The sequence below is a fragment of the Streptomyces sp. SID14436 genome, assembly GCF_010548465.1.
Lineage (GTDB): Bacteria > Actinomycetota > Actinomycetes > Streptomycetales > Streptomycetaceae > Streptomyces.
In genome coordinates this window covers 1-3,529 of sequence record NZ_JAAGMD010000033.1, presented here as the reverse complement: position 1 = coordinate 3,529, position 3,529 = coordinate 1, and the positions used below count along the sequence as shown (strand labels likewise).

Annotated in this window: 4 protein-coding genes; 3 read left to right on the top strand and 1 reads right to left on the bottom strand. The window is 71.3% G+C overall.

Annotated elements, in window-relative coordinates; genetic code table 11:
* Positions 1–456: phosphotransferase (locus G3I53_RS01415; protein ID WP_164437945.1), on the bottom strand; the 456-nt coding region annotated here is incomplete at its 3' end.
* Positions 457–891: 435 nt separating this feature from the next.
* Here G3I53_RS01415 and pdhA point away from each other — a divergent pair.
* The 3 genes from pdhA to G3I53_RS01400 form a co-directional block, all read left to right on the top strand.
* Complete coding sequence (gene pdhA / locus G3I53_RS01410; RefSeq protein ID WP_164335491.1) at positions 892–2,133, top strand: pyruvate dehydrogenase (acetyl-transferring) E1 component subunit alpha; 1,242 nt, start codon at positions 892–894, stop codon at positions 2,131–2,133.
* 1 nt (position 2,134) lies between these two features.
* A complete protein-coding gene (locus G3I53_RS01405) occupies positions 2,135–3,112 on the top strand; it encodes an alpha-ketoacid dehydrogenase subunit beta (protein WP_164335489.1) in 978 nt (325 codons plus the stop codon).
* Positions 3,113–3,122: 10 nt separating this feature from the next.
* The coding region (locus G3I53_RS01400) for a biotin/lipoyl-containing protein (RefSeq protein ID WP_343240535.1) at positions 3,123–3,529 on the top strand (407 nt) is incomplete at its 3' end.

Sequence of the window (3,529 nt, the reverse complement as noted above, 5' to 3'; positions counted from 1 at the left end):
GGCGGCCGTGCGGCCGTGGGCCGGCATCACGCGCTCCAGCCCGTGGTGCACCGCGCCGAGCAGCGCCCCCAGCCGCCCGCACTGGGGCGGGGAGAGCTGCCCGCCGTGCCGGTGCCGGCCGTCGATCCACGGGTGCAGGGCGAAGGCGTGGCCGCCGACGACCACGACGGTGCGCCCGTCCCGCGCGGGAAGCGGCGGAGCGACCGGGACGCCCAGGCCGGCCAGGCGCAGCGTGGCCCGGTGCTGACGGGTGATCGCGGCCGGGTCGGCCGTCTCGGGGTCGAAGTGGTGCTTCAGGAAGTAGCGGCCGCGGGTCGTGCACAGGCGGTAGCCGCGGTTCAGCAGCCCCTCGTCGACGGGTGCACAGGAGACGGCGGAACCGGCGGCGTACCGGCGGAGCAGGGCGCGCAGCGGGGGCGCGTGCGGTACGGGCGGTGGTACACGGAGTTGCGACACGCGCCGGATGCTAGGGGAACGCGCGCCCCCGTGAGCTGCGCGATGTCACACTCAGTCGTTTCCGGTCGCACTCCGTGCTCGTTCTGGCGCCGACGGAACGGCTCGGCTCTTCCCGAGTCCGGGGTGGCCGGGATAACGTGCCGTTGCTCCGGCCTCCTGCAAGGCTGTGACCAGTGCACCTTCCCGACCGTCCCGATTTACTTGGAAATCCAAGCAAAATCCCAGGTCAGGTGGGGTTTCACAGAAATGTGTCGCACTGGGTAACGTGCACATTGCAGGGCGCTCGCCGGGGCACCTGTCACGCCTGTTCCCGGTCGAGTGGCACCCACCCCGTGCCCGGTGGCCGAAAACAGGTGAGCCTTCCCCGCTCCGTGAGCGGGGAGGACCCCCAGGTCACCCGGCAACCCCGGGGGCCGGACCGACGGAGGAGCACACGTGACCGTGGAGAGCACTGCCCCGCGTACACCGCGACGCAGCGCCGGAAACAAGGCCGGCGCCACCGGCACCAAGAGCGGCGCCACCGCCAAGAAGGCCACCGGTGCCGCCAAGAAGGCCACCACCGCCAGGAAGGCGGCGGGTGCCGCCGAGAGCGCCGAGCCCGCCCTCGTCCAGCTGCTGACGCCCGAGGGCAAGCGCGTCAAGAACGCCGAGTTCGACCCGTACGTCGCCGACATCACCGCCGACGACCTGCGCGGGCTGTACCGCGACATGGTGCTCACCCGTCGCTTCGACGCCGAGGCCACCTCGCTGCAGCGCCAGGGCGAGCTGGGTCTGTGGGCCTCACTGCTCGGGCAGGAGGCGGCGCAGATCGGCTCCGGCCGGGCGCTGCGCGACGACGACTACGTCTTCCCCACCTACCGCGAGCACGGCGTCGCCTGGTGCCGGGGGGTCGACCCCACCAACCTGCTCGGCATGTTCCGCGGCGTGAACAACGGCGGCTGGGACCCCAACAGCAACAACTTCCACCTGTACACGATCGTCATCGGCTCCCAGACGCTGCACGCCACCGGCTACGCGATGGGCATCACCAAGGACGGCGCGGACAGCGCGGTCGTCGCCTACTTCGGCGACGGTGCCTCCAGCCAGGGCGACGTCGCCGAGGCGTTCACCTTCTCCGCGGTCTACAACGCCCCGGTTGTGTTTTTCTGCCAGAACAACCAGTGGGCGATCTCCGAGCCGACCGAGAAGCAGTCCCGCGTGCCGCTGTACCAGCGCGCCCGCGGCTTCGGCTTCCCGGGCCTGCGCGTGGACGGCAACGACGTCCTGGCGACGCTCGCCGCCACCAGGTGGGCCCTGGAGCGGGCCCGCAGCGGTGAGGGCCCCACCCTGCTGGAGGCGTTCACCTACCGCATGGGCGCCCACACCACCTCCGACGACCCCACCCGCTACCGCCACGACGACGAGCGGATCGCCTGGGAGGCCAAGGACCCGATCCTGCGCCTGCGCCGCCATCTCGAGCTCTCAAACCACGCGGACGAGGGATTCTTCGCGGAACTGGAGACCGAGTCCGAGGCGTTGGGCAAACGAGTGCGCGAAGCGGTCCGTGCCATGCCGGACCCGGACCACTTCGCCATCTTCGAGAACGTCTACGCGGACGGACACGCCCTCGTCGACGAGGAACGGGCGCAGTTCGCCGCCTACCAGGCGTCCTTCGCCGACGCGGACGGGGGTAAGTGACATGGCAGAGAAGATGGCCCTGGCCAAGGCGATCAACGAGTCGCTGCGCCGCGCCCTGGAGACGGACCCGAAGGTCCTCGTCATGGGCGAGGACGTCGGCAAGCTGGGCGGCGTGTTCCGGGTGACGGACGGGCTGCAGAAGGACTTCGGCGAGAGCCGCGTCATCGACACCCCGCTCGCCGAGTCGGGCATCGTCGGCACGGCGATCGGCCTGGCCCTGCGCGGCTACCGCCCGGTGGTGGAGATCCAGTTCGACGGCTTCGTCTTCCCGGCCTACGACCAGATCGTCACCCAGCTCGCGAAGATGCACGCCCGCGCGCTGGGCAAGGTCAAGATGCCCGTCGTCGTGCGGATCCCCTACGGCGGCGGCATCGGCGCCGTGGAGCACCACTCCGAGTCCCCGGAGTCGCTGTTCGCGCACGTCGCCGGACTGAAGATCGTCTCGCCGTCGAACGCGTCCGACGCGTACTGGATGATGCAGCAGGCCATCCAGAGCGACGACCCGGTGATCTTCTTCGAGCCGAAGCGGCGCTACTGGGACAAGGCCGAGGTCAACACCGACGCCATCCCCGGCCCCCTGCACACCGCGCACGTGGCCCGCGAGGGCACCGACCTGACCCTGGTGGCCTACGGCCCGATGGTGAAGCTCTGCCAGGAGGTCGCGGACGCGGCCGCCGAGGAGGGCCGCTCCCTGGAGGTGCTGGACCTGCGCTCGGTCTCCCCGATCGACTTCGACGCGATCCAGGCGTCCGTGGAGAAGACGCGCCGCCTGGTCGTCGTCCACGAGGCCCCGGTGTTCTTCGGCTCGGGCGCGGAGATCGCCGCCCGGATCACGGAGCGCTGCTTCTACCACCTGGAGGCCCCGGTCCTGCGGGTGGGCGGCTACCACGCGCCGTATCCGCCGGCCCGCCTGGAGGAGTCCTACCTCCCGGACCTGGACCGGGTGCTCGATGCCGTCGACCGCTCGATGGCGTACTGAGGAGGGGGTCGTGACGACGATGACGAACGCGTCCGTACGCGAGTTCAAGATGCCGGACGTGGGCGAGGGCCTCACCGAGGCCGAGATCCTCAAGTGGTACGTCCAGCCCGGTGACACCGTCACCGACGGCCAGGTGGTCTGCGAGGTCGAGACGGCGAAGGCGGCCGTCGAACTGCCCATCCCCTACGACGGCGTGGTCCGCGCCCTGCACTTCCCGGAGGGCACCACGGTCGACGTGGGCACGTCCATCATCGCGGTGGACGTCTCCGGCGGCGCGGCCCCGGCCGAGGAGGCGGCGCCGCCCGCGCCGGACACCGCGGCCGAGCCCGAGCCGGAGCCGGAGTCGAAGGGCTCGGGCCGCCAGCCCGTGCTGGTCGGCTACGGCGTGGCCACCTCCTCCACTCGCCGCCGCCCGCG

What these genes read in the sequence shown, in the direction of transcription:
- G3I53_RS01405 (WP_164335489.1), top strand. Translation starts at nt 2,135, where the DNA reads ATGGCAGAGAAGATGGCCCTGGCCAAGGCGATCAACGAGTCGCTGCGC.